The sequence below is a fragment of the Pseudomonas taiwanensis genome (genome assembly GCF_013393345.1).
Taxonomy (GTDB): Bacteria; Pseudomonadota; Gammaproteobacteria; order Pseudomonadales; family Pseudomonadaceae; genus Metapseudomonas; species Metapseudomonas resinovorans_C.
Window position 1 is genome coordinate 45,227 of record NZ_QJRF01000042.1, and the last position, 23,606, is coordinate 68,832.

General features: G+C 61.1%; 27 protein-coding genes and 1 pseudogene. 14 read left to right on the forward strand and 14 right to left on the reverse strand.

Features of this window, described 5'->3' with window-relative positions; all coding sequences use genetic code 11:
* Positions 1-240 precede the first annotated feature (240 nt).
* Complete coding sequence (locus DM872_RS07895; protein WP_179058945.1) at positions 241-600, reverse strand: hypothetical protein; 360 nt, start codon at positions 598-600, stop codon at positions 241-243.
* 97 nt (positions 601-697) lie between these two features.
* Here DM872_RS07895 and DM872_RS07900 point away from each other — a divergent pair, with 97 nt between their 5' ends.
* The 4 genes and pseudogenes from DM872_RS07900 to DM872_RS07915 all read left to right on the forward strand — a co-directional run.
* The gene (locus DM872_RS07900; protein ID WP_179058946.1) at positions 698-913 is read left to right on the forward strand and encodes a hypothetical protein; all 216 of its coding nucleotides are present in this window, start codon (positions 698-700) and stop codon (positions 911-913) included.
* A 25-nt stretch (positions 914-938) separates the two neighbouring features.
* Entirely contained in the window at positions 939-1,307 is a 369-nt protein-coding gene (locus DM872_RS07905; protein ID WP_179058947.1) for a hypothetical protein, read from the forward strand.
* 43 nt (positions 1,308-1,350) lie between these two features.
* The gene (locus DM872_RS07910; protein ID WP_179058948.1) at positions 1,351-2,481 is read left to right on the forward strand and encodes a hypothetical protein; all 1,131 of its coding nucleotides are present in this window, start codon (positions 1,351-1,353) and stop codon (positions 2,479-2,481) included.
* A gap of 203 nt (positions 2,482-2,684) precedes the next feature.
* A pseudogene (locus tag DM872_RS07915) lies at positions 2,685-2,843 on the forward strand (type I restriction-modification system subunit M N-terminal domain-containing protein); the annotation flags it as partial.
* A gap of 685 nt (positions 2,844-3,528) precedes the next feature.
* On the opposite strand, the gene DM872_RS07920 reads toward DM872_RS07915, so the two are convergent.
* The 6 genes from DM872_RS07920 to DM872_RS07945 form a co-directional block, all read right to left on the reverse strand.
* Entirely contained in the window at positions 3,529-3,993 is a 465-nt protein-coding gene (locus tag DM872_RS07920) for an antitoxin Xre/MbcA/ParS toxin-binding domain-containing protein (protein WP_179058949.1), read from the reverse strand.
* An 8-nt stretch (positions 3,994-4,001) separates the two neighbouring features.
* Positions 4,002-4,376 (reverse strand): hypothetical protein, encoded by a 375-nt coding sequence (locus DM872_RS07925; RefSeq protein ID WP_256873323.1) that lies wholly within the window; start codon positions 4,374-4,376, stop codon positions 4,002-4,004.
* A 121-nt stretch (positions 4,377-4,497) separates the two neighbouring features.
* Positions 4,498-4,773: a hypothetical protein gene (locus DM872_RS07930; RefSeq protein WP_179058951.1), complete on the reverse strand. Its 276-nt coding sequence runs from the start codon at positions 4,771-4,773 to the stop codon at positions 4,498-4,500.
* On the reverse strand, positions 4,770-5,327 hold the full coding sequence (locus DM872_RS07935; RefSeq protein WP_179058952.1) for a recombinase family protein: 558 nt from the start codon (positions 5,325-5,327) through the stop codon (positions 4,770-4,772). The genes DM872_RS07930 and DM872_RS07935 overlap by 4 nt, the downstream gene beginning before the upstream one ends.
* A 438-nt stretch (positions 5,328-5,765) precedes the next feature.
* Positions 5,766-6,080 carry a hypothetical protein gene (locus tag DM872_RS07940; RefSeq protein WP_179058953.1) on the reverse strand — a complete coding sequence of 105 codons (315 nt, stop codon included), beginning with the start codon at positions 6,078-6,080 and terminating at the stop codon, positions 5,766-5,768.
* A gap of 108 nt (positions 6,081-6,188) precedes the next feature.
* Positions 6,189-6,359, reverse strand: a complete 171-nt coding sequence (locus DM872_RS07945) for a hypothetical protein (protein WP_179058954.1) — start codon at positions 6,357-6,359, stop codon at positions 6,189-6,191.
* 181 nt (positions 6,360-6,540) lie between these two features.
* Here DM872_RS07945 and DM872_RS07950 point away from each other — a divergent pair, with 181 nt between their 5' ends.
* The 5 genes from DM872_RS07950 to DM872_RS07970 all read left to right on the forward strand — a co-directional run bounded on the left by DM872_RS07950 (position 6,541) and on the right by DM872_RS07970 (position 16,770).
* Positions 6,541-6,837 carry a hypothetical protein gene (locus DM872_RS07950; protein WP_179058955.1) on the forward strand — a complete coding sequence of 99 codons (297 nt, stop codon included), beginning with the start codon at positions 6,541-6,543 and terminating at the stop codon, positions 6,835-6,837.
* Positions 6,838-7,001: 164 nt separating this feature from the next.
* The gene (locus DM872_RS07955; RefSeq protein ID WP_218649145.1) at positions 7,002-7,217 is read left to right on the forward strand and encodes a CsbD family protein; all 216 of its coding nucleotides are present in this window, start codon (positions 7,002-7,004) and stop codon (positions 7,215-7,217) included.
* A gap of 44 nt (positions 7,218-7,261) precedes the next feature.
* Positions 7,262-7,498, forward strand: coding sequence for a hypothetical protein (locus DM872_RS07960; protein ID WP_179058956.1), 237 nt, complete (start codon positions 7,262-7,264; stop codon positions 7,496-7,498).
* A 153-nt stretch (positions 7,499-7,651) separates the two neighbouring features.
* Positions 7,652-8,029: a hypothetical protein gene (locus DM872_RS07965; RefSeq protein WP_179058957.1), complete on the forward strand. Its 378-nt coding sequence runs from the start codon at positions 7,652-7,654 to the stop codon at positions 8,027-8,029.
* Between the two features lie 29 nt (positions 8,030-8,058).
* The gene (locus DM872_RS07970; protein WP_179058958.1) at positions 8,059-16,770 is read left to right on the forward strand and encodes a GH36-type glycosyl hydrolase domain-containing protein; all 8,712 of its coding nucleotides are present in this window, start codon (positions 8,059-8,061) and stop codon (positions 16,768-16,770) included.
* 187 nt (positions 16,771-16,957) lie between these two features.
* On the opposite strand, the gene DM872_RS07975 is transcribed toward DM872_RS07970, so the two are convergent.
* Together DM872_RS07975 and DM872_RS07980 are read right to left on the reverse strand one after the other, a co-directional pair.
* Positions 16,958-17,104, reverse strand: a complete 147-nt coding sequence (locus DM872_RS07975) for a lmo0937 family membrane protein (RefSeq protein WP_179058959.1) — start codon at positions 17,102-17,104, stop codon at positions 16,958-16,960.
* 152 nt (positions 17,105-17,256) lie between these two features.
* Positions 17,257-17,985, reverse strand: coding sequence for a Crp/Fnr family transcriptional regulator (locus tag DM872_RS07980; protein ID WP_179058960.1), 729 nt, complete (start codon positions 17,983-17,985; stop codon positions 17,257-17,259).
* A gap of 260 nt (positions 17,986-18,245) precedes the next feature.
* Here DM872_RS07980 and DM872_RS07985 point away from each other — a divergent pair, with 260 nt between their 5' ends.
* Positions 18,246-18,488 carry a hypothetical protein gene (locus tag DM872_RS07985; RefSeq protein ID WP_179058961.1) on the forward strand — a complete coding sequence of 81 codons (243 nt, stop codon included), beginning with the start codon at positions 18,246-18,248 and terminating at the stop codon, positions 18,486-18,488.
* A gap of 232 nt (positions 18,489-18,720) precedes the next feature.
* Here DM872_RS07985 and DM872_RS07990 read toward each other — a convergent pair whose 3' ends face one another.
* The 4 genes from DM872_RS07990 to DM872_RS08005 form a co-directional block, all read right to left on the reverse strand.
* Positions 18,721-19,548 (reverse strand): BON domain-containing protein, encoded by an 828-nt coding sequence (locus tag DM872_RS07990; protein ID WP_179058962.1) that lies wholly within the window; start codon positions 19,546-19,548, stop codon positions 18,721-18,723.
* 117 nt (positions 19,549-19,665) lie between these two features.
* Positions 19,666-19,878 (reverse strand): CsbD family protein, encoded by a 213-nt coding sequence (locus DM872_RS07995; protein ID WP_179058963.1) that lies wholly within the window; start codon positions 19,876-19,878, stop codon positions 19,666-19,668.
* Positions 19,875-20,138: a hypothetical protein gene (locus tag DM872_RS08000; RefSeq protein WP_179058964.1), complete on the reverse strand. Its 264-nt coding sequence runs from the start codon at positions 20,136-20,138 to the stop codon at positions 19,875-19,877. The genes DM872_RS07995 and DM872_RS08000 overlap by 4 nt, the downstream gene beginning before the upstream one ends.
* 201 nt (positions 20,139-20,339) lie before the next feature.
* Complete coding sequence (locus DM872_RS08005; protein ID WP_179058965.1) at positions 20,340-20,675, reverse strand: DUF3509 domain-containing protein; 336 nt, start codon at positions 20,673-20,675, stop codon at positions 20,340-20,342.
* 348 nt (positions 20,676-21,023) lie between these two features.
* Between DM872_RS08005 and DM872_RS08010 the strand changes: the two genes are divergently transcribed.
* The 3 genes from DM872_RS08010 to DM872_RS08020 all read left to right on the forward strand — a co-directional run bounded on the left by DM872_RS08010 (position 21,024) and on the right by DM872_RS08020 (position 22,083).
* Positions 21,024-21,233, forward strand: a complete 210-nt coding sequence (locus tag DM872_RS08010) for a hypothetical protein (RefSeq protein ID WP_179058966.1) — start codon at positions 21,024-21,026, stop codon at positions 21,231-21,233.
* Positions 21,234-21,387: 154 nt separating this feature from the next.
* Positions 21,388-21,564 (forward strand): CsbD family protein, encoded by a 177-nt coding sequence (locus DM872_RS08015; RefSeq protein WP_179058967.1) that lies wholly within the window; start codon positions 21,388-21,390, stop codon positions 21,562-21,564.
* Between the two features lie 105 nt (positions 21,565-21,669).
* Entirely contained in the window at positions 21,670-22,083 is a 414-nt protein-coding gene (locus DM872_RS08020) for a PRC-barrel domain-containing protein (protein WP_179058968.1), read from the forward strand.
* A gap of 40 nt (positions 22,084-22,123) precedes the next feature.
* Here the strand turns inward: DM872_RS08020 and DM872_RS08025 are convergent, their stop codons facing one another.
* Entirely contained in the window at positions 22,124-22,321 is a 198-nt protein-coding gene (locus DM872_RS08025; protein WP_306296693.1) for a lmo0937 family membrane protein, read from the reverse strand.
* Between the two features lie 173 nt (positions 22,322-22,494).
* On the opposite strand from DM872_RS08025, the gene DM872_RS08030 reads away from it, so the two are divergent.
* Positions 22,495-23,259, forward strand: coding sequence for a Crp/Fnr family transcriptional regulator (locus DM872_RS08030; protein ID WP_373273689.1), 765 nt, complete (start codon positions 22,495-22,497; stop codon positions 23,257-23,259).
* Positions 23,260-23,606 lie beyond the last annotated feature (347 nt).

Consider the following 23,606-nt stretch of genomic DNA (forward strand, 5'->3'; position numbering starts at 1 on the left):
GTGGCATAGCGTCGCGCTGTTGATGGCATAGCGTCGCTCTTTGGTGGCATAGCGCCGCGCCGCAGTGGCATAGCACCGCAGCGCGCCTTTCTAACAAATTGATTTTATTAGAAAAAATAGATGCCGATTGGCTACTACCTTTTATCTACCGTATTTCTACGCGCAGAGCCTGTGGATAACCCATTGATCCTTCGGTTTCATGCCTGCCCAAGACGCAACGACAGGTTTCCAAGCATGCGGCTATTCGCGCCGGACCTTATCCAGCAGTGCCACGAGCTGCTCTTCCGTCATTTCAGCTAGGGCCGCTACACCGGCACGAACAACGTCTGAGCGAGAGGCCCGGAATCCACGCGGGATCAGACTGAGACGATCGATTTCCTCACTGATTTGATCTGTCAGCGAGAAGGTGACGCGCTTAAAGACCGCTGCACTCTGCGCTGGGGTATTCGGTTTGAGCATCGTTTGCCCCGGATTGTTATTTAAGAGCAGCAACTTACGTAAGCGAGATGCACTTTTCAACCAGTGAAGGCTTTTGCGTGATTTATTGCACTGCGGCTGACTGGCTTCAGGCCAGGCGGATATCAGGTTGAAAACCCACAATTACGTAAGTTGCTTAAGTTAAGCAATATGTCTATGATCTCCTGCAGCAGGCCGCCCCTCGTCTGCTTGTCGGAATCTGCCAGCCAGGAGGCGTGCCATGGTTGTTGCTGAATTCAAGCTGGATGCAGGGCTTGTCGTGTCTAGCGAACTGCCGGTTCTGGATGAAGGCGAGTCGGTCACTATCAGGCGCTGCCACTACCAGAACAAAGTCTCCCTGCTCATCGAGATCATGAGTAATGGCCGAGTGGCAGATGCAATTGTCTTTCCGGGGTTGGTCACCGGCCGGTTGCCGATAGAGCTGGTCCAGCCGTAGACACGTTGGCTAAGTGGAGCAGACGGTGGCCCTGAATTCGCAGTTTCATGACCTCTACCTGTCCATGCCAATGGAGGCGAGCTTGCTGCCTGAGCTTCAGGGCTTGCCGTATTGGGGGAGGACAGTTCACGAGATTCTTCGAGAGGTAAATCCGCTCCTTATGCGCCGGCTGGCGGAAGGCCAGAGGTTGCAGGCCTATATCGAGCGGAAGCAGGGCTATCTCCAGAGAGAGGCCGCCCGGCTTGAACAGGAGTGGCGACGATCACACCCGCTGAGTATTGATGCCGGCTACCTGGCACGAGCCAGTTGGCATCGGCACTGCAAGCTAGCGGTGCGGGAAGCTCTGATTGATGAGCTCGCCAAGTGCCTGATCGGCAGTACAGCAGATCTGTAGGAATCGATCGTTCAAATCCATTGATGGCAAAGGAGTTGCGGCTATGTCGGCAGTCAGATCTTTCCTGGGAGCGGTTTGGTCGTATGGCGTTTCACTGCCGCTGTACGTGATGTGGAGCGTTGTCCTAAGTTCCGTAAGGGCCGCCTTCGACTGCTTCTATCCGCGTGGATACAAGCCGTGCAATGAGCTGGCAGATGCGTTCGTTGAGGAATGTGCCGATCGCCCTGCCGGGCAGTCCGTCCGCCTGCCTTGGATGGATAACTCGGCAACGCATTCGTTGGTGATGAACAACACCGGCCGCCTGCTTTCCTATGTGGCCATCGCCAGCGGCTGGTTTGGGGTGGCGGTGAAGGACTCCGGCACCAAGTACCGGCCTAAGCGTACCTATCGCTATTACTACCGTCGCAGCCTGACCGGCAACTGGTTTGCCGAGATCTGGTCAGTACCGAAGTCCGGCTTCATTGCTGCAGCACTGGCCATCCCGTTCGTGGATATGGCGCGGGACATGATGAGGGGGCGTACCTTCGTCAAGAAGGACTCCTTCTCCATCGGGGAGTGGGTGTCGCTCCCAGGGTATGAGGGACTGATGCTGCTGATGGCTGGATTGCTGCTGGTGATCTGCTTTCTTCCTCGTGCCATCCTGGGGCGCGGCACTCACTTCGCGGCGATAGCCCCGATCAATGGTGGTGCTTTCGGTGGCTATGGCTGTGCCCAGATCATCAACTGGGGTGCGGCGCTGGCTGGTTTGTCCTACCTGTGGCTGGCGATGGGCGCTGAGTGGAATGTGGGTGCGGTGGTGAGTTTCATCACCAACGGCTTCTCGGCCTTCGTGAGCGAGTTCATCGCGAGCATGGTAGATCCGGGGCCGCAGGTTCTGTTGATGATCCCCGTCGTGATTTCGGTGGGAACCCTGTTCGGCATGGCCTGGACGGTGATCCCGGCAGCGGCTTTCTGGTACGTCTCCCTGCGTTACATCGCTGCGCGCAACGCCAAGGCTCAGCTTGAAGCTCTGCCGTTCAACTCGACTCAGGCTGCCATGTACCTGGGCAGTGACTTTGAAAAGCTGGCTGAGCTGCGCTCGCCGCAGGTAACCCTTGGCTACTTGGTATACATAGGCCTGATGGTTGGCATCATCCTCTACCCCATCCAGACCTGGGTGCGGTCACTTTTCTGATCTCTTCCAGACGCGCTATGCGATGAAGACCTCCGTGCACCGGGGCTTTGCCCCTGCTAACTGGCTCGGAAAATCAGCGTCTTAGCCGGTTCCAGCTACTGGCTCGAAGCTACCCAACCGGTTAAGGTGCGGCATCGATCACACATAGCTCGCAGGGAAGTGTCGCGGCGCCGCCTTCCTCGCACCCGTGGAAGGAATACAGCGTGAACCAGCAAAACCTCGCCGACTTTATCTGGAACGTGGCCGACGTGCTGCGCGGCGATTTCAGACAGTCCATCTACGGCCGCATCATCCTGCCCTTCACTTTGCTGCGCCGGCTGGAGTGCGTGCTGGAGCCCACCCGCGACAAGGTGCGCAGCCAGTACCAGGCGATGAAGGCCAGCGGCGTGGATAGATTTGCTGGGCGCGGCGAGATCTTGATTGGGTGGCACTCAACTTCTCGATGAGTCGGAGCGCGGCGCAACAATTCGCTCAAGCACATTCGGCTGTCGTGGCATTACCTGGCATTCCGTGCCATTAAATGGCTTTTCATGGCACGGAATTGCGAGATCACGATAACCGCGCCGATTATTACGTGGCATTCCGTGGCTTAACGTGGCATTCCGTGCCATGGAATGCCACGTTAAGCCACAGGTTGGAGCTGTGAGGACATAACACAACGTCAAAGCGCGGTGTCCCCAGCCGGCTCGGCGTCGGTCGCGGCTAAATTTCAAGTGAAACTGAACGAGCGAGCCTCGATGGCGGCATATTTGCCGCATTAATCTGGCTGAAATACCGCCGTATCACAGGCTGCACGCTTTACGTGTATCACATGCTGCACGCCCCCCTGTATCACACGCTGCACGCTTGAAAATCAGTGCGAGACTATTACGGGTAGACGAATAGGGTGATACACCACGACCTGAAATAGCTTCTCAGCATGACGACGAGGAGGGGTTTAGGTGCCGAATCCGCATCCGACGTTTGCGGTACCGACAGTGAAGCGATATCCGCCTCCTGATCTGCCCGCTGCCGACCATTGTTCGACAGCCTGCCTCGCCGTAATGACTACAGCACGAAGCCCTCGGCCAGCTCTGTCAGCAACTCCTCAACAAGTCCAGCCCCTGCTGAAGACGTCAGCATCTGTAGCGGTGAGTTGCCAGAGAACCGGGCCTTTGGCTTCGAGAGCCAGCGCCTCGCTTTACCACGAGAACCGAAGAGCAGCTCGGCCACCACCAGGGCATGTATGACGCGAAAGAGCCGGTCGCTCTCATCCGCAGACAGGCGACCAACTGATACGGCATCAGGAGCAATCACTTCGCAGGCCAGGCGTGCCTTTAGAATGACCCCTGATGAGATCTGCTCACATGCATGGGCATCGATGTCACCCTCCCGAAGCAGCTTCGCCAGATGAGCGATCGGGATACCTTGAATGATGTGCGTATGCACCGCCGTATCGGCGGCATCCTCTGGTAGGCCTAGCAGCCTTGCCCTGCGACGGCGGTAATCATCCGCCAGGATCTTTGCAAGCATGGCGCACCTCAGATGGCAGAAATCACGCGCCCTACGTAAGCCAGCCCATCGAGCTGGACATCGAGAGGTTCATGCAAATCGGGCAGGAGGGGATGCAGTAGTCGCTGAGATTCACCGACCCGCTCGACCCTTCCGATATAGGCAGTACTGGCCCTGTGGCTTAGGTAGCAATGAATCTGGTCCCGGCGCTCGTAGAAGTCGTCAGTGTTCATCGCGTATACATCCGTGCTTATCAAGAACAGCACCGCCGTGTGGTGCACTCGATAGCCTGGTTTCAGCCAGAATCCGCGCTTGCGTATTACCTTGCCTGGCGGAACCTCCAGGTACTCTACGTTGCCCGGGACAGCCCCCTCATCCAGATAGGGAGCAATCTGTGTCGTCATGGTCAGCACAGGGCATCCGCTGTAGGTACGCTCTCGATTCCGCATGAGTCCCTCGCTATCTGAGCTTTCGGTGAAAGGCTAAAGCGTTGCTATACGGTCACAACCGGGGGTCGCGGTCGCGCTATGGACCCCCATGAGCAGTCTTGTTATCGCGGGGCTCGAGAGACTTTGCTTTCACCCAGGCGATCACGCCACCGATGACGATGCTGACGATTGCCGCTAAAGGAAACGGAACAATCCTGGCGAGCAGAACAAGGGCGAGCGCGCCGGCAGTACCGCCACCGGCGACTGCCCCAAGCACAGGGGTTCTGCGACACGCAGCGATGAAACAACAGATGCAATCAACCAAGAGCAGCAGCGCTCCGAGGTAGAGCACTTCGAGTTCGGTTTCGATCACGACTGGCTGCCCTGCTGGCGATACTTGTAGAGGGTGCTTCGGCTGATCTTCAGCGCTTTGCATATCTCGTCAGGTGAACGACTCTGATCACTTGCGAGGGCTTGAATTGCAGCAATCGTCTCTGGAGGCACCCCAGGTCGCCCCCCTTGTCGCCCTCTAGCGCGAGCGGCATCGAGGCCGGCATATGTGCGCTCCCGAATCAGGTTTCTCTCGAACTCCGCCATCGCGGCAAACACATGGAACACCAGCCGGCCGGCAGCACTGGTGGTATCGATCTGTTCCTTCAGGCTTTCCAGGCCCACGCCTCTGGCTTCGAGGTCGGCAGTGAGGCGCAGCAACTCGGACATTGATCGGCCCAGGCGATCAAGCCGCCAAACAACCAGGACATCGCCCGGCCTGACAAAAGCCAGCGCCTCATCAAGTCCGGGACGCGATGCCTTCGCGCCACTCATCTTGTCACTGAAGGTCCGCTCACAGCCGGCAGCGATCAGCGCGTCATGCTGAAGGTCGAGTTGCTGATCATCCCGTGATACCCGCGCATACCCAATCTTCATCAGTCCGCATTCTCGGCATCATGTGGCGTTTACGTATTTTGATTTAAAGACGAGTTAAAATCAATCTGGCGTAGAGATTTTCGGGGGCAAGAGCGATGGCGCGCCCGTGTCCGCAAAACAACCGTTTTAGAGACTGGACGTCTAGATAGGCCATTTCATTCGCACTGCCACGTAGACGACATCGGTACGAACGGCTGAGATCGGCCGATTCTGTTGAAAAAGTCGGTGTCGTCGCGATTCACTCATTCGAGGCGGGAAATACATCCGATTGAGGCGCTGCTATGCGAAATATGGAGCAATTCAGTGTTTGACGCTGGCTCAGATTTCAACGTCAACCGCTCACTTTCGCGGCCAGACATTGCGGAGGGAGTTTTTCAACAGAATCGGCCAAAAGCAGACTTTAGATGCATCTACGGAAGTCGGGGCAATCACCGATGCTCAGTCACCAGATTTCTTCGAGGCTTCATCTGCACGCAGGTAACGAGTCTGGTTGTACTCAACCACCTTGGCTTGCTGCCCTCCAACGCAATCATCCGGATCCAGACGCGCCAGGCATAGGTCATCTGCCGCGATAGTCCCTCTTGAAGTTGTCTCACTCATAGGTTGTGCTAGCCCGGCATCTTCCTGCACCGGGAACGAATAAAGTTCCGCCTGAGAGAAGAGCGGCAAGCGTGGAGTACGCTCATGCAACTGTCCAAGATCAGCGGGCCTTTGGAGCCAGGTAGTTTTTTCGGTGCAGCTTGAGATGCTCATGGTGCTCTCGATAAGGCCCGGAATACGGCGGGCCGGCTACCTAAGCGTTGCAGAATGCAAGACCTGCGTCGGTGCGCCACCGCACCCATGCCCGACACCGTGCAAGGCTCATGCTTTGGGCCCTTGCGGCAGTTCGTCGCTCTTTGGTACGCGTGCCGCGTCGTTCGTCTCCTCGACATGGTGGAGTAACAACTCGCCGGACGTCTTCAAGGACGGCGGCCGTCGAGAACGACGCTTGCCGGTTATTCGACGCAGGTTGGGATCGATGTAAGTGTGCATGACGACCTCTGAAGAGAGGGCTCTGCGGGATGCGGAGCCTTTCACCGATCATTGCAGGTCCTCAGCGCCATCTCAGTGCGCTGCCCCACAGATGGCTAAGTGCTCCAACGCACCGACCGCGCGCGACGAGCCTGTCACCCTACTCACAGCACGCAAATTCGCATACCTGCAAGGAACCGACATGACCGACGAAGCCGATAGTCACAGTCCCGACACTTTTGATACCGCCGCAGAGGAACCAGCTAGCCTCACGGGCAAACAAAGAACACGCGCCCTCTATCACTTCCTCGACAGGATCGACGTGATCATCAAGAAACGATGCGAGCTACTGCGGGTACAGCAATCCAGATCGAAATCCCCAGGCGAACAACCTCTGCGACAGGAAATGCAAGCGCCCATGCGTTTTGATCGCTCCATCACCCCACGCGGCGATGACGAACTCACCGACCTAAGCCCCGTCGAGGCTTCCAAGCGCTGATCCCCCTATCAGGCACTGGTCTTCCCAGCAACGGCCAGGCTCCGCGCGAAATAGCCGGCACTATGCGCGATGGCGCACCGACCGATCATATCGCCGCTGCCATGCTGGTTCTGATGAGCACTCGCCCGTTCGCGAGTACGCCATCCAATGACTGAGGTCAGACCATGAGCAGGATTCTTGCAGACATCATCAAGGGCAAATGGCGAGAGCTGGTGGGGACTGCCAGGGTCCTATGGGATGAACTGACCGTAGCCGAACTGATCAGCTCCGAAGGTGACGCCCAGAAACTGGCCAACCTGATCCAGGAGCGCTACGAGATGACCCATGAAGAAGCCGAGAAGCAAGTGATCAGCTTTTTCGAGAGAAGCCGCACCGTCTAGCTGCCAGCACCACCTGAAGGACCAGCCTGGCAAAGGAGATGACCATGATCTCCGCATACTTTGTAGTTTCGAGAAGCTCCGGCAACATCATCCGGATCACCCGGCGCGAGAGCCCGCCAGACGATACCCCCACCGTTATCAATGTACCGGTGTCGAGTTCCAGCCTGATGCACTATGACGACTTCTACGCTTCCGGCGAGGATCTCATCAGCCTGCAAAGCGTTATCCGAGTGGCCAAGGCCGATAACGCCAAGCCGCAGAATTCGTGCCGGATCGTCTGATCCACAAGTCGCCCCCAGCTATATCCGCCGGCCCGAAACAGCGGCGCATGGCTCACCTATGTGCGCTAGCAGACAGACGCCCCCCGGACACCCCGCCCAGACTCGACAAGGCAACTCTGCACAGCACTTGGCCGGGGTGAATCCACGATGGATATGTATTGGCTGAAGCGCAGCCGAACAGCGCATCAGGCTGATCTGCTGATGAATGGCAGCACAGCGATCGTGCTGGCGGCTTTCCTGCTGTTCGCGGGCCCGCAAGAGCCCTGGGTGGAAGGCATTGCCCTGGCCATGATCGGCCTGGCTGCATGGGTTCCCATCAAGACAATGCTGCGTCACTACACGCCATGGCCCCGGCAGCCGGGCGTGCGCGCGAGCATCCCGACGCTGCTGACGAACTCCGCGCTGCTCGGTGCGCTGCTGTTGATGCCCCTGGCGCTGGCACTGGCTCCCTGGGACGCTGCCGCCTTCGGCATCGGGCTGCTATGCGGCTACCTGCTCGACCGCGTCGACATGCAGCGCACCGGCCGCTGACGCGGCGACCACAACCTCAGGCCTCCGGGATGGACATTCTTCGTGCCCTGGCATCGCTCCGGCCACCCAGCCTCAACGCCCTCTTCTCGCGCTGGCGAACGGCCTACCGACATTTCGAGTACGAGCCCGACTTGCGCTCGGACCTGTTCAGCGCGGATCAGATGGAGCAACACGGCCCGCTCCTGGCCGGGCTGCACCGACTGAGCCCCCACAGGACGCCGGACGGGCTGTTGCAGCGATTGAACGACAACGAAGCGACCCTCGCCAGCAGTTGCCGAATTCTCACGGCCGCCTCGCTGTCGAGCCGGCGCATCACGCCCGCAGGGGAATGGCTGCTGGACAACCACTATCTGATCGAAGAGCAGATCCGCACCGCACGCAAACACCTGCCCAAGGGATACTGCCGCGAGCTGCCGCACCTGGCCTCCGGCGGTTCCGAGGGCTTGCCGCGGGTCTATGACATTGCCCTGGAGACCATCTCCCACGGTGATGGACGGGTGGACTGCGACAGCCTCAGCCACTTCGTCCGCGCCTACCAGGCCGTATCGCCGCTCAAGCTCGGCGAACTCTGGGCCATTCCCATCATGCTGCGCCTAGCGTTGATCGAGAACTTGCGCCGCTTGGCCTCGCGCGTCATGGCCAACTGGGATGACCGCAACCTGGCCGATGACTGGGCCGACCGGCTGGCCGAGATTGCCGAGCAGGACCCGAAGAGCGTCGTACTGACAGTGGCTGACATGGCACGTACTGCGCCACCGATGACCAGTTCCTTCGTCGCCGAGCTGGCCCGACGACTGCAAGGCCAGAGCGCGGCGCTGGCCTTGCCGCTGAGCTGGATCGAACAGCACCTGGCCGAGTCGGGGCTGAGCATCGAGCGCCTGGTATCGGCCGATGCCCAGCAGCAAGCCGCGGATCAGGTGGCAGTCAGCAACAGCATTGCCAGCCTGCGCCTGCTGTCGGCCACCAACTGGCGCGATTTCGTCGAGGCCATGAGCCACGTCGAACAGGCATTGCACGAAGACCCGGCCGGCGTATACGGCGCCATGGAGTTCGCCACCCGCGACCTCTATCGGCACGTGGTGGAGCACCTTGCCAAGCATTGCGAAAGCACGGAAATAACCGTAGTCCGCACCGCTCTCGATCTGGCAGGACGCGCCCCGTCCGAGGAGATCGCCGGCCACGTCGGCTACTACCTGATCGACAAGGGACGGCCTGAACTCGAACAACGCCTGGCTGTACGCCTGACGGTCCGGGAACGCTGGGAGCGCCTGTTGCAGAGTGCCCCCCTGCTCTTCTACCTGGGCCCGGTTGTGCTGCTGTCCCTGGGTTTGACCTGGCCCTTCATCCACTGGGCGCTGGCCAGCGCCCTGCCGTCTTTTGCAGTGGCCCTGCTGGCGCTGTCAGCCGCCCTCATGGCAAGCCGGTTGGCGGTCAGCCTGGTGAACTGGCTGGTCACCCTGACCGTGGCTCCGCACCAACTCCCACGCCTGGACTACAGCAAAGGCATCCCCGCCGAGGCACGCACCTTGGTGGTGGTACCCACCTTGATCGGCAGCGCCAAAGACATCGACGAGCTCTGCGAAGGCCTCGAGGTCCGCTTCCTGGCCAACCGCGACAACAACCTGCATTTCGCCCTGCTGAGCGACTTCCTGGATGCCAGCACCGAGGTCCAGGAACAGGATGCCGAGTTGCAGGCCCTGGCGCGGGAACGCATCGAAGCGCTGAACCGCAAGTACCCCGACGCGGCCGTGGACAGGTTCTTCCTGTTCCATCGCGCGCGCCGCTGGAACCCTGCGGAGGGAACCTGGATGGGCTTTGAGCGTAAACGCGGCAAGATCTCCGAACTCAACGCGCTGTTGCGTGGCACTGGCCTGGAACGCTTCGCCTTGATTGTCGGCAGGATCGACATCCTCTGGCAGGTTAACTACGTCATTACCCTCGACACCGATACCCAACTGCCGCGCGATGCGGCGCGGCAGTTCATCGGTACCCTGGCCCACCCGCTCAACCGCGTCCGTATCGATCCTCAGGGGCAACGCATCATCGGTGGCTACGCCATCCTGCAACCACGGGTTGGCATCAGCCTGCCGAGCACCGCTCGCTCCACCTATGCCCAACTGCTCGGCAGCGACGCCGGGGTCGACCCCTATACCCGCGCCGTGTCGGACGTGTACCAGGACCTGTTCCAGCAGGGCTCGTTCATCGGCAAGGGCATCTATGCGGTGGATGCCTTCGAGCAGTCCCTCAACGGCCACTTCCCGGACAACAGCATCCTCAGCCATGACCTGATCGAGGGCTGTTTCGCACGCTCAGGGTTGCTCAGCGACGTGCAGCTCTACGAGGAATTCCCGTCGCGCTACAGCAACGATGTGAAACGCCGCCACCGCTGGATTCGCGGCGACTGGCAACTGCTGCCCTGGACCCTGCCCTGGGCACCCAGCGCCCACGGCCGCCACCAGCGCAATCGCCTTTGCGCCCTGTCGCGCTGGAAGATTGCCGACAACTTGCGGCGCAGCCTCGAACCCGCCGCATTCCTGTCCATGTTCCTGGCGGGCTGGCTGTTGATGGACCAGCCCCTGGCCTGGACCCTGGCGGTACTGGCCATCGGCATGCTCACGCCACTGCTAGCCTCACTGCTCGACCTCCTGCGCAAGCCCCACGACATGTCGTTGGGGCAGCACCTCACGGCTACCCTACGCGCCTCCTCCCAGCACTTTTCCCGCGCCTTGCTGAGCCTGGCCTGGTTGCCCCATGAAACCCACTACAGCCTCGACGCGATCCTGCGCACCCTGTGGCGCATGTACGTCAGCAAATCCCGGCTGTTGCAGTGGAGCCCGTCACGGGAGGTTGAGCGCACCAGCACCAACCACTTGAGCAGCCTGTACCGGATGATGTGGTTCGGCCCGGCACTGGCCTTGCTTCTCGTGGCACCGCTGGTGATGAACCCCCTGGCCCTGGCGGCCGCTTCTCTCCTGCTGTTGCTGTGGCTGGCGAGCCCGGTTATCGCCTGGTGGCTGAGCATGCCTTCGACGCCCAGGCGCTTTGCCCCATCACCGGGAGACCTGCGCTTTCTGCGCAGCCTGGCGCGCCAGACCTGGGCATTCTTCGACCAGCATGTCGGCCCCGAGGACAACTGGCTGCCACCCGACAACCTCCAGGAACATCCCACCACCATCCTCGCCCACCGCACGTCGCCGACCAACATAGGGGTGGCCATCCTGGCCAACTTGGCGGCCTATGACTTCGGCTACCTGAGCGCGGCGCGCCTGCTGCAGCGATGCGAACGGACCCTGGCCACCATGGCGGGCCTCGACCGTCACCGCCGGCACTTCTACAACTGGTACGACACCCAGACGCTGCAGCCCCTGGCCCCGCAATATGTATCGACCGTGGACAGCGGCAACCTGGCGGGCATGCTGCTGACCCTGAGTCCGGGGCTTCTGGCGCTGGCCGACGACAGTCCCTTCCAGCCAAACCAGCTGCGAGGCCTCGAAGACACCCTCGCCGTGCTGGAGGTCGCCTGCGTCGACGAAGAACACTCAAGGCCATCCCTGCGCAGGCTTCGCGACATGCTGGATGCAGTACTGGCCGAACCGCCGACATCTCTGGCGGCAGCCTGCGGCTGCCTGCAAGCACTGCGCGACCGCGCGGAGGAACTGGCGACGGCCAGCGAAGCCGCACCCGACAGCGATGCCGCGTTCTGGCTGCAAGCCCTGCGCGCGCAATGCGCGGACCTGCACGATCAACTGCGTCTCTGCCTGTTGCCCAACTCCGACGACGGAGCCGCTGCCGCCAACCTCACGTCCCTGCCCTCCTGGCGCCAGCTCGCCCAGCTCGACGCCGGGCAGTGGCCGGAACCGATGCGCGACAGCGTCAGTGCGGTTCGCCGTCATGCAGCCGCACGGATCAGCGATGCCGAGCGCCTGGCGGAAACAGCGGCAGGCCTGGCGAAGATGGATTTCGGTTTCCTCTACGACGGCGAGCGCAACCTGTTCTGCATCGGCTACAACGTCGACGAGCGCCGCCAGGATGCCGGCTACTACGACCTCCTCGCGTCCGAGGCGCGGCTGAGCACCTTCGTGGCAATCGCCCAGGGCCAGTTGCCCCAGGCGAGCTGGTTCAGCCTCGGCCGGTTGCTCACCAGCACCCGTGGCGTACCGGTACTGCTGTCCTGGTCCGGCTCGATGTTCGAGTACCTGATGCCGCTGCTGGTGATGCCGAGATACGAAGGCACCCTGCTCGACCAGACCTGCTGCGCCGCCGTCGCCAGGCAGATCGAGTACGGCCAGCAACTGGGGCTTCCCTGGGGCGTCTCGGAGTCCGGCTACAACACCCTGGATGCGCACTTCAACTACCAGTACCGGGCCTTCGGGGTGCCCGGCCTGGGCCTCAAACGAGGCCTGGGCGACGACATGGTGGTGGCGCCCTACGCCTCGGCGCTCGCCCTGCTGGTGGCCCCCGAGCTGGCCTGCCGGAATCTGCAAGCCTTGGCGACACAAGGCCTGGCTGGTCGTTACGGCCTGTACGAAGCCATCGACTTCACCCAGGCGCGCCTGCCACGCGGGCAAAGCTCCGCGGTGGTTCGCTCGTTCATGGCCCACCACCAGGGCATGAGTTTGCTGGCACTGGCCAGCCTGCTGCTGGACCGCCCCATGCAGAAGCGCTTCGAGTCGGATCCGCAGTTCCAGGCGAGCGCATTGCTTCTGCAGGAACGCGTGCCCAAGAGCGCACAGGAGTACCAGTACACCTACGACCTTCAGGCCAGCAGCACCGCCACCCGGCCCATCGAAAGCAGGCTGCGGGTATACGCTGATCCGGGGCGCCGTCTGCCTGCCGTGCAACTGCTTTCCAATGGCCGCTACCACGTGATGGTCAGCAGCGCCGGCGGCGGTTACAGCCGCTGTCGCGAGCTGGCCGTGACCCGCTGGCATGAGGACGCCACCTGCGATGATTGGGGCATGTTCTGCTACCTGCGCGATATCGCCAGTGGCGAGTTCTGGTCCGCCGCGCACCAGCCGACGCTGAAGCGTCCGGACCAGTACGAAGCCATCTTCTCCGACGCCCGCGCGGAGTTCCGCGTTCGCCACCGGGACTTCGACGCCCACAGCGAAATCGTCGTATCCCCGGAAGATGACATCGAACTGCGGCGGATCACCTTGACCAACCGTGCCCGCACCCGGCGCAGAATCGAACTCACCAGCTACGCCGAAGTGGTATTGGCGCCGGCCGTCAGCGATGCGCTGCACCGGGCATTCAGCAACCTCTTCGTGCAGACGGAATTACTCAAGCCGCTGCAGGCGATCCTCTGCACGCGTCGGCCGCGTTCGAGCGAGGAACACGCGCCCTGGTTCTGCCACCTGCTGGCGGTCCACGGGGCAGACCTCGATAGCATTTCTTACGAGACCGACCGCGCGCGCTTCATCGGCCGAGGTCGTAGCCTGGTTCACCCGGCGGCCATGGATGCCAGCGCAGAGTTACTGGGTGGAGCTTCCGGCTCGGTCCTGGACCCTATTGTCGCGATCCGCTGCCGCGTCACTCTCGATGCGGGCCAGGCCGCCACCATCGACATGATCAGCGGCGTCAGCGAAAGCCGCGAGGGCTGCCTGCAACTGATCGACAAATACCGCGACCGCCACCTCGCCGACCGGGTCTTCGACCTCGCCTGGACCCACAGCCAGGTGCTGCTGCGCCAACTCAACGCATCCCTGGCCGACGCCTGGCTTTACGAGCAGATGGCCGCCTCCATCCTCTACGCCAATGCCGCGCTGAGGGCGAAGAACGGCGCCCTGACCGGCAATCAGCGCAACCAAACCGGCCTGTGGGGCCAGGCGATTTCCGGTGACCTGCCGATCGTGCTGGTGCAGATCGCCGATGCGGCCAACATCGAGCTGGTGCGCCAGCTGGTACAGGCTCATGCCTATTGGCGGCAAAAGGGTCTGGCGGTCGACCTGGTGATCTGGAACGAAGACAGCGCCGGATACCGGCAGCAACTGCAGGACCTGATCATGGGTCTGATCACCTCCGGCGCCGAAGCCAGCCTGGTCGACCGATCGGGTGGGATTTTCGTGCGACCGGCACAACAGCTCTCGCAGGAGGATCGCACCCTGATCAAGGCGGTTGCGCGGATCATCCTCAACGACACGGCTGGCACCTTGCACGACCAGGTCCTTCGGCGGCAGCCCAAGGCGCCGTGGCCGCGCTTTGACCCCGAGCTGGTTCTCCCGCCGGCACAACCTCCGATACCCGCGACTGGCGCCGCCGACCCCAGCCTGTGCCTGGCCAACGCCTATGGCGGTTTCAGCCGCGACGGCAGCGAGTACGTGCTCAAGCTGGAGCCCGGTGTCGCCACTCCTGCCCCCTGGGTCAATGTGCTGGCGAATCCGGTGTTCGGTAGCGTCATCTCGGAAAGTGGCAGCGCCTACACCTGGAACCTGAACGCCCATGAGTTCCGCCTGACGCCCTGGCAGAACGATGCGGTCCGTGACGCCAGTGGGGAGGCTCTTTATCTGCGCGACGATGAGACCGGGCACTACTGGTCACCGACCCCCTTGCCCCGGCGCGGAAATGGTCCGTACGTGATACGCCACGGCTTTGGCTACAGCTGCTTCGAGCATCGCGAAGAGGGTATCGAAAGCGAACTCTGGGTCTACGTGGCACTCGACACGCCGATCAAGTACACCCTGCTGAAAGTCCGCAACCTGTCCTGGCGCCCTCGCAAACTGTCCATCACCGGCTATGTCGAATGGGTGCTGGGCGATCTGAGGGACAAGACCGCCATGCACCTGGTCACCGAGGTGGACCGCGGCACCGGCGCGCTGCTCGCGCGCAATGCCTACTCGATGGAGTTCCCGGGTCGGGTAGCCTTCTTCGCGATGGACCCGCCGAGCCGTAGCCACACCGCAGACCGCAGCGAGTTCATCGGCCGCAACGGCAACCTCCAGGCGCCTGCCGCCATGACGCAGGGGCCGCTTCTCGGGCACTGTGGTGGCGGCCTCGACCCCTGCGCAGCCCTCCAGGCCGGTATCGATCTCGCCCCCGGAGCCTCACGCGAGCTGGTGTTCTGCCTGGGCGCCGAGCAAGACGCCGGAGCCGCCGTGGGCCTGCTGCGCAACGCCCTCAGCCGTGGCGCTGCCCATGCAGCCTTGCAGGCCGTACGCGAGCACTGGCGCGAAACCCTGGGACAGGTGCGCGTGGAAACGGCAGACCCCGCAGTGGATCTGATGCTCAACGGCTGGCTGCTGTACCAGGTCATCGCCTCGCGCTTCCTGGCGCGCAGCGGTTATTACCAGTCTGGCGGCGCCTACGGCTTCCGTGACCAACTGCAGGACAGCATGGCCATGCTGCATACAGCCCCGCAAAGCGCACGCCAGCACCTGTTGCTTTGCGCCGCCCATCAATTCCTGGAAGGCGATGTGCAGCACTGGTGGCACCCGCCTCTCGACCGAGGCGTACGCACGCGCTGCTCGGACGACTACCTGTGGCTGCCCCTGGCTGTCAGCCGTTATGTGCAGCTGACCGGCGACCGGACCGTGCTCGACGAGCCGGTAAGCTACCTCGAAGGACGGGAACTGAATGCCGGCGAGGAGTCCTACTACGACCTGCCGGAGCGTTCGACGCTGCAGGAAAGCCTTTACCAGCATTGCCTGCGTGCCCTGGAGCGCGGAATGGCCCGAGGCATTCACGGCCTGCCGCTGATAGGCAGCGGCGACTGGAACGACGGCATGAACCGGATCGGCGTCCTGGGTCAGGGCGAAAGCGTCTGGCTGGGCTTCTTCCAGCACGCGGTGCTGGAGCAGTTCGCGGCCATCGCACTGGATCATGGCGATGCCGCCTTTTCCGTACGCTGTAACGAGCAGGCAGCGGAACTGCGCGCAAACCTCGAGCAGCACGGCTGGGATGGCGCCTGGTATCGACGGGCCTACTTCGACGACGGCTCCCCCCTGGGTTCGGCCTCCAACGACGAATGCCGAATCGACTCCATTGCCCAGAGCTGGTCAGTGCTTTCGGGCGTAGCCCCATACGAACGCCAGCGCCAGGCAATGGATTCGCTGTTCGAGCACCTGGTGCAGCGCGATTCCCGCCTGATCCTGCTGCTTACGCCGCCGTTCGACCGTTCGCTGCCCGACCCTGGCTACATCAAGGGCTATGTCCCCGGTGTGCGCGAGAACGGCGGGCAATACACCCATGCAGCAGTCTGGGCATGCATGGCCTTCGCCGAGATGGGCGACGGCGCGCGGGCCTGGGAACTGCTGGACATGATCAACCCGGTCAGCCATGGCCTCGCCGACGCCATAGAGACCTACAAGGTCGAACCCTACGTGCTGGCGGCCGATGTCTATGCCATGGCCCCGCATGAAGGTCGTGGCGGCTGGAGCTGGTATACCGGCGCGGCCGGCTGGATGTACCGACTCATCCTCGAGTCACTGCTGGGCGTGCAACGCAAAGGCGCAAGCCTGCGCTTCGAGCCCGTGATGCCACAGGGTTGGCGGGGCTACAAATTGCGCTACCGCTTCGGCTCGACGCTGTACCACATCAACCTGGCGCAGACCGATAGCCTGCCGGGCGGCCAGCAGGTCAGCCTCGATGGCGAAAGGCTCGAAGATCGCCAGGTGCCCCTGGTGGACGATGGTCAGGATCACCATGTCGAAATCCACTGCCAACCCTGTGGACCGAAGCAACCGCGAGCCTGGCCCGGGGACAGGATTGCGCAGATGCCGGGGCGCGGGGATGGCGCAGCATAATCCCCCGCCGGGCAGCTTCCGCTGCCCTTGGTGAAGGGGTTCGAGCCGAAGGAGAGCAAAAAAGTGGGCAACCACATAGTTCGGATGGAATCCGGGCTACCAGGAGGGTTGGCCTCTCGGAGAGGCGATGGTGGCCGGCCTGCACAGACTCAGTTGCAAGAAGCTCGCTGAGCTTCTTGCTTCACGGTCACAAACGCCGCCCCTGAATGAACTGGAGCAGGAACAGCACAATCGCCACGACCAGCAGGATATGGATGAGTCCACCCATGGAGTAGGACGTGACCAGTCCCAGCAACCACAGAACCAACAACACGACCACAAGGGTTTGGAGCATTTCAGTTCTCCTTTTGCAACACGGCAATGTCTGCCTACTCACATGTTGCATCCGGAGTCAGGATTCAGTCTGTATGGCAACGCACGCAAGGCGCACTGTTGCGACTGGCCATACGTGCATCAGCGAACAGACCTGTGACAAGCTGAAGCCGCCTACGAGCTCTTGACGGGCAATGCATAGGGCAGAAGGCGGTCGGTCTCTTTCTTCACCACGGCATAGCACTCGCAACTCAATTCCTCGAGTTTGGGGCGGTCGAGCACCGTGATATGCCCACGGTTGTACTCGATCACACCGAGCTTCTGCAGCTTGCCGGCGGCGTCCGTGACGCCTTCGCGGCGCACGCCGAGCATGTTGGCGATCAGTTCCTGGGTCATCGTCAGGTGGTTGCTCGGCAGGCGATCCAACGACAGCAGCAACCAGCGACACAGTTGCTGGTCGATCGAGTGGTGCCGGTTGCAGACCGCCGTCTGCGCCATCTGGGTGATCAGCGCCTGGGTGTAGCGCAGCATCAGAAGCAGCAGTTCGCCGTGGCGATTGAATTCGGTTTTCAACCGCTGCCCTTGCAGCCGGTAGGCGTGGCCGGCGCTCTGCACTATGGCCCGGCTCGGGGTGCTTTCCCCGCCCATGAACACCGCCAGGCCAATCAACCCCTCGTTGCCGACTACCGAGATTTCCGCCGAGGAGCCGTTTTCCATCACATAGAGCAGGGAAACGATCGAGTCGGTGGGGAAGAACACATGGCGCAAGGTGTCCCCCGACTCATACAAGACCTTGCCGAGGGGCAGCGGCACCAGTTCGAGCTGCGGGATCAGGCGTTGCTGAACCTCTTCTGGCAAGGCGGCGAGCAGGTGATTTTGCAAGGGCGAAGACGTTTCCGACATAGGGGTCACCATTGAACCAAGTACCTGGAAAAGGCCCTGTCTTTGTAACGATAGGACAACGGGGCAGCCACTGGATGCACTAGCGGATGCAAGGGTATTCGCTGACCGGCTTTCTTGCTTCGAGCAGGCAGCCGCCGCTGTTTCCGGGGGTGACCGGCTAGCGGCAACCCCTGGTCCGATTTACCGATAAAGGCAAGTAATTGCTGGCCAGAGGGTAGATAGTGGGCTTCTACCCACCTCACCATCAGGCCGAGGCCACCATGAAACGAGACTTCCCCGAGCACGTTGCATGGAGCGAAGCACGCATGAACGGTGACCACGCCCTGGCATTTGTTGCAGTAAGGTCGCGCAGCCCGGAGACACAACCGAGCTTTCACCTGGTCTATGACCGAATCAGCTTTGCTCGCCTCTCTGATGCGATCACCGCCGCCGAAGGCGCACTGAACAAGATCCTGCGCTTCGACGCACGCGATACGCCCGTGTTCAGCTCACCGGAATGCTGACCAATGCGACCCTCGGCGCTGATCTGCCGACGCTTGGCAACCTTAAAGGCCAACGCCGATTTCATCAGCGTGGCCATGGTGGAGCTTATGGCTGACCCATAGCTGCCGAGGCCACGTTTCCACAGCCCGCTCGTGCGGGCTTTTTTCTGTGGCGGCATGTGCCTGACCTGCGTGGGTCGTGTGATTTTTCGAAATCACTGCATGGCAGCCCTGCGGTGTCGGGTCAGCCGGGTCAATAGCGAAGGTCCGTCGAGCGAACGCTCTTCACACCTCGGACGTTCTGCGCGAGTTCGATCGCCAGGTCACGCTCGGTACCATTGTCGACGAGGCCACTCAGCGTAACGATGCCGCTGTTCGTGCTCACGGAGATATCGGAACCATTGACGTTGCTGGAATACATCAAGGTGGACTTCACCTTGGTCGTGATCCAGCTATCGGCAACATCCACACCCGCCTCCTTCGCGGTGCTCTTGGCACTGTCGACCGGTTTCGGTTTCGAGGCGTCGACCACAAGCTGGTTGTCCACCGACACCACGCCATTGGTATTCATGGCCAGGCGGCCGGCAAGATCCTTGTCCGCTTGGCTGTCGGAGTTGCCAGTCAGTGTCACCTTGCCCGATCGGGTCGCGACGTGGGTGGTCCTGCCATCGGCCTGCTTGCTCCACAGCAGCTTCGACTTGACCGCGGCGGTGGTCGTGGCGTCATCGACCATGACCCCATAGCTCCGGTCCGGGCCTGCCTGCGGCGGAACGTAGTCGGGCTTGACCACGATCCGGTTGTCCACGGATTCGATTCCGCTGACGCCCAGTGCGATCTCCTTGGCCAGCTCCTTGTTGACCTCTTCCGCGACATTGCCGGTCAGGGTGGCCTTGCCGTTCTTTACCGACGCTTTCAGGTCATTGGCCCGCAGATGAGGATTCAACGCATAGGTCGTCCATATCTGGGTTTCCTGGCGGGTATCGGTGAAGCTCCGTGATTCTGCGGCGGCCATACCGGCCGTGGTCCCCAGCGCCAGCGCAATGCTGGCGGCGAGGAGTAGCTTGCGGGATTGTGTGTGCATCTGGTTTCACCATTCGGGAAAGGGATTGATCCGGACCGGAAACCCGTGCACGACTGGGCTGCTGGTTTGGGCCGCCCGATGCGCCGCGTGGTGGCGCATCGGGGGATCTTGTCTGGCTCAGAACCTGCGTTTCTCAAGGAAACTCTTGACCTGCTTTTCCGCCTCGTCGCGGGTGATGGCATAGCGTTCCTGCACCAGGCCGAAGAGCCGCTGCTCATGCCCTTCGGATTTCAGCAACTCATCCTCGGTCAGCTTGCCCCAAGCAATCTTGGCGGCACCAACATGCTGGTTCCATTCGCCCCGGAGTTCGTCCGCGCTTGGCAGGCTCATGTTTTTTTAGGCTCCTGGCTCATGAGGTCGTCATCACCCTTGGCCGCGCGTGGCGGTTCTTTCACGGTGCCCTTGGCAGGTACCTTTTCTGTATCCTGCGGCAGAGCCCTTCTGGCCTCTTCGCGCGGCATGGCCTTGGGATCAACCGGGCGCTCGGGCTTGATGGAAGTGGGTGATCTGTTGGTCTGGCCAGGGTTCCTGGCTGGGTTGATGGCCGTCGCCGCTCCACTGTTCGGGAAATGCTTACTGTGCTTGCTCATGTTGACCTCTGAGGTCGGTGTTGGGGCAGGTACTCTGGCAGTGAACCGAACGCCCCGTCGGTGCGCTACCGCGCTTACTTGCCCAGAAGCGCTTTGCCATGCAGTTGCGCGAGGTGCGGATAGCCCCGCCGCACAAGCCGCTTGTAGAGATTTTGGTCGCCAGGAAATGAGCTGAGCTGACCAAAGAAAGCTACTCGGCGATCAGTAGCGCCTGCTATTGCGCCGTCCCGTCCAGGTCCAGATGACGAGTTTCCGCAGAGGTTCATCGTGATAGGTGGGCAGTTCAAAACTGATCCAGTGATCGTCCGGCGAGTGCCATTTCAGGTCGCCTTCCTCCAGCTTCAGGTCGCGCTCGACCTGTCTGATCACCTTGGCCGCCTTCGCCAGGCTGGACAGTGCCCCGGCATCGATGACTTTGCTCGCGCTGCACTCACCCAGTCGCGCGAGGACCATCAGTACCCTGCCGTCCGGACGCAACGCCAGCGACACCTCATAACCAGGAAAGGCATTCGATAAAAGGAGTGATGTGAGTTGCATGTGTTCCTCCCCTGCGCCCAACCATGGCAGCAGTGGCGAGATCGTCGGAAATCCAGTCCCTGGATGAGATGGCCTGCTTGCACCTCCCCCATGAGTTCCTGGTCCATTTGCTCGGTGTGAGTACAGCAATCTGCCGAGAGCCAGATTGAGCCCATCCATGCGCCGCATCTGTACGGTAACTAACAGAGCCGACTCAGAAGGAAATACGCGGGACACTGCCTGCGTCGGTGAGCTAGCGCTCATAGCTCCGTCACCTCGCCATGGGTGCGATGGCGTACATACCGACGCACGCATACAGCACAGAATGAAACAAAGGCAGAGCAGCACCGGCTGCAGCAGGCACAGACAATGAACGGGATGTACGACTCGACCTTGTTCCAGCGCATCGATGCGCAGTGCCAACCGCTGCTGCGCTACCTGCACAAACTCACGGGCGTCCGCTATGCGGCGGTCTCCGAGGCGGGCGGTATCTATGAACTCAGCCCGATCCATGGCCAGCGCAAGCATGCCAGCCAGGAACAGTTGGCCAATGCTGAAGTTTGGCAAAAGCTGGTTTGAGCAACGGGAATCTGACTGATAGAGCCGGATCGGTGCGCCAACGCACAGACATGCCCACTGATTGCCGACAAGGTCATTCCTCCGGTCGCCGCAATTGTGCGCGAGCTGGGCACATACAAGGCATCACCGCTCTCGATGCCCATGGAGCACGCTCATGAACAAAGATCAATTCAGAGGCAAGGTCGATCAGTTGAAGGGCCAGATCAAGGAAACCACTGGCAAGCTTTTCGGTAACCAACGGCTGGAAAACGAAGGCAAAGCGCAAAATGCCGCTGGTGATATCCAGGAGAAGGTGGGTGGCATCAAGGAGGACATCAAAAAGGGACATTGACTCGCTTTCATGATTGGCTCCCCTTCTCTGGCGCTGCCTTCGTCCCCCGTACGCAGGCACGCCAGGGAAAGGGACCCGCCAACCTTTCTGCAAGTGGAGGTGCCCATGAGCCATCAGGAAAAAAATGCCAGCAACGACGACCATGAACCCGGACCCGCCACTCGAACAGGGCCTGGACCTGAACTGATGGGCGCGGACACGCTCATCGGGAACGATGTCTACAACCTAGAGGGAGAAGACCTCGGGGTCATCAAGGAAATCATGCTGGATATGCGCAGTGGCCGAGTCATCTATGCGCTGCTGTCCTTCAAGTCTTTCCTGGGCCTGGGTGAAAAACTCTTCGCCGTGCCCTGGAGGGCGTTGACACTGGATACCGAGCACAAGCGTTTCATGCTCGATGTAGACCGGTATCGGCTCAAGGACGCCTCCGGATTCGACAAAAGCCAGTGGCCCGACATGGCCGACCAGCGCTGGCAGATGCAGATCAGCCGTTTCTACGGAAACACGGGGTGGGAGTGAACGGCATGATCCCTCGTGGAGGGACTTCTTTGCCTGCGGTTCACTCGCGCCCTCCCAACTTGGATCGGAAGATCACCAGCGCGATCGATAGGAGCAGAAGTATATGGATGAGTCCCCCCATGTAGAACGATGTGAGTAGTCCCACCGCCCACAGAACCAACAAGCCGATTACGACTATTTCGAACATTTCCGTCTCCTGCTGCGGCCTGGCAATGACCGGCCTCCTTGCAGGTTGCATCCAGGATGAAGGGACGGTCTGTACGGTAGCGCACTCAAAACAGGCAGTTCATCACCCCCGATAGGCCGGGCTGACCACTTCCCTGTAGCGCTCGACTCGACAGTGCCCTCGACTGCAATCAGTCCGGATTGCGTGCACTAACGAACAGACCGCCATCACCACTGAGCGCCAGAGTGCAGCATGAGGAAACTCCGCAGCCTTCTTACACCGCCCAGAGCCTGCGCCTGCCGCAGGGCAAAAGGGAGGCGACCACTGTGACCAACCATCTTCTCACTGGCATCCCGAGCAGAGAGCGCAACAAGGTTCTCAATTATTGCGAATCGGTAGAGTTGGTCTTCGGCAGTATTCTTTGCGATACGGACCAGCCATACAGCCATGCCTACTTCCCGCTTACCGGTTTCATCTCACTGGTGACCCTTCTGGATGCCCATCGGCCGCTGGAAATGGGCCTGATCGGCAGCGAAGGCATGCTGGGTGTCACGCTAATACTGGGGGTTCGCAAGGCGCCAATCCGGGCGGTAGTGCAAGGCGCCGGAAACGCCCTTCGTATCACTTCCGCGCACCTGCTGCGCGAATTGCACGAGTGCCCCGAGCTGCAACGCAGCTTGAATCGCTACCTCTACGTATTGATGGCGCAACTGTCGCAAACGGCCGCCTGCATCCACTTTCATGAGATCCAGCCACGACTGGCGCGCTGGCTTCTGATGACCCACGATCGAGCGCAGGCCGACCATTTCCATCTCACCCATGAGTTTCTCGCCGACATGCTCGGCGTGCGTCGGAGTGGCATTACCGTGGCCGCAGGGGAACTGCAGCAAAAACACCTCATCCGATACACCCGCGGCGAGATCACCATTCTCGATCGTGCCGGGCTCGAAGCAGCTGCCTGCGAATGCTACGGCGCAGTGACGGACTGCTACAGCAAACTGCTTGGCTGAAAGCCCTTCGTCTTCTCGCCGCGTGGTCACGGATATGTGGCCTAGCGAGATGACAGGGCCAAAAGATGAGACCGATGTGGGCATGCGCCTCCATGCTCGCTGAGCGCGTGATTGCGCCAACGGTATGGGGCGGCAGCTACTTTTTTTCAACAGAATCGGCCTGAAGCGGACAGGGCTATCCCAAGCTGGAGGGATTCACTTTGAGGCTTGGATGGCTCTACAAAAAATGGGACCTATTCAGCCTGCGTGTTTCGCCATTTTGCACTGCGAAATAGGATGGCTACATTCCAGCGCAGCAAGGCTTAGGAAATCTTTGCTACATGCACGGGTCTTTCAAGGCATGCAGC